This is a genomic window from Vibrio sp. 10N.261.52.A1 (assembly GCF_002876325.1).
GTDB lineage: Bacteria > Pseudomonadota > Gammaproteobacteria > Enterobacterales > Vibrionaceae > Vibrio > Vibrio chagasii.
The window spans coordinates 1-1,318 of the sequence record NZ_MCYD01001207.1 but is presented as its reverse complement, the minus strand read 5'-3'; the positions used below and the strand labels follow the sequence as shown (position 1 = coordinate 1,318).

Here is a 1,318-nt window from a genome sequence, read left to right as displayed (position 1 = left end):
GGTAAAACGGTACTTGCCTACAGCAACAATTCTGATCTTTTCTTAAAACGAAACCTAGACCAACTGCCAAATGCTAAGCAAATCGATGAGCAAACCTATGTGGATGGCATCGGCATGACGCTAGCAAACTTTGGCTTAATTGATAACCTAATGCTAGATAACGCAGTATCAGGCCCGATAGAATTAGAGAATGTTGGCGTGTTTTATGATCAAACAGACGTGTATCGTAACCTACGTGCGTTCATCCGTTGTCTAGAACAGCTAAAGAACAACGCTAAGGCTGCGTAAATCGCTATCTAAACTGAATGACATTGATTCTCCCAGCATCCTCACAATGCTGGGAGAATTTTTTGTAAATATAGAGAGGAAAACTATGAGCGAGATTTGCATGATGTCTCTTACAAGAGACGAAGTAGCGGAACGTAAAGACTATGATGCGATCAAAGCGTCATTTGATGATTTATGGTCTTCGATTAACTCAAACGAAAACGCCAACGTTAGTATTTGTACCAGTGAAGGGACTTGTCTTTTTGTGGATAGAGAACAGCAGCTTTACAACATTAAGCTTGGTGTTGATCAGAAGGAAGGGTATGTATCGTGCAGAGTGAACCAAGTTGAAATTGAAGAGGTTGAGAGGTTTCTCCATGCCTATTGCACCTACAGCAAAAGCGAATTGATTCAGTTAATCCAAGAAAGCAATTCAGAAACAAAATCAAAAAGAAACTCAGAAAACGAACTGTAATCCTCTATTAGAATAATGTTAGCCCTCCCCCAGCGTTCAATCCGAAGTAATTCAAATACAACTCACTCATATCAATATCACTATCACTAGCCAAAAAGCTAACCTCCCACACGAGAGGTTAGTGAACCGAAGAGTAGTAGTTCAGATAAGGGAAATCGACAAATTGATTATTTGGAGCGCGGGTTCAGTCACTTGGTGAGTTAAGCGTTTTTACTCGTTATTCTGGTTTTCTTATTGAGATAAGTGTTTAGCCTGAATTTTTCATCTGGCGTGGCAACACCTTGGTCTTGCATGTTTACAGGATAAGATTTAGGGAAATCTATGTGGTAACCCTGATAATAATCAGCCCCATACTGGGCAGCAGAACGTAAGTTATCCACGTTCTCAATCCCCTCAAAAATCACCTTAATACCTTGTATCGTCGTAATGGTGTTCAGTTCTTCCAAAAGGTTGTCGTCTTGAGAACCACCCATAGCAAACTCAATCAACATATCACGGCTCACTTTGAGGTAGTCAGGCTTCACGACTGCCATGCGGCTATAACCCGCCCAACCAGAGCCAAAGTCATCCAGTGCG

General features: G+C 41.4%; 2 protein-coding genes and 1 pseudogene. 2 read left to right on the top strand and 1 reads right to left on the bottom strand.

The window, feature by feature from the left end:
* Positions 1-288 (top strand): annotated as a pseudogene (locus tag BCT81_RS25615) (nucleoside 2-deoxyribosyltransferase); the annotation flags it as partial.
* 85 nt (positions 289-373) lie between these two features.
* Complete coding sequence (locus tag BCT81_RS25610) at positions 374-742, top strand: hypothetical protein (protein WP_102426289.1); 369 nt, start codon at positions 374-376, stop codon at positions 740-742.
* Positions 743-942: 200 nt separating this feature from the next.
* Here the strand turns inward: BCT81_RS25610 and BCT81_RS25605 are convergent.
* On the bottom strand, positions 943-1,318 hold a 376-nt coding region (locus tag BCT81_RS25605; protein WP_133152724.1), incomplete at its 5' end, for an EAL domain-containing protein.

Coding starts and splice junctions, on each gene's coding strand:
- BCT81_RS25610 (WP_102426289.1), top strand. CDS start 374: ATGAGCGAGATTTGCATGATGTCTCTTACAAGAGACGAAGTAGCGGAA.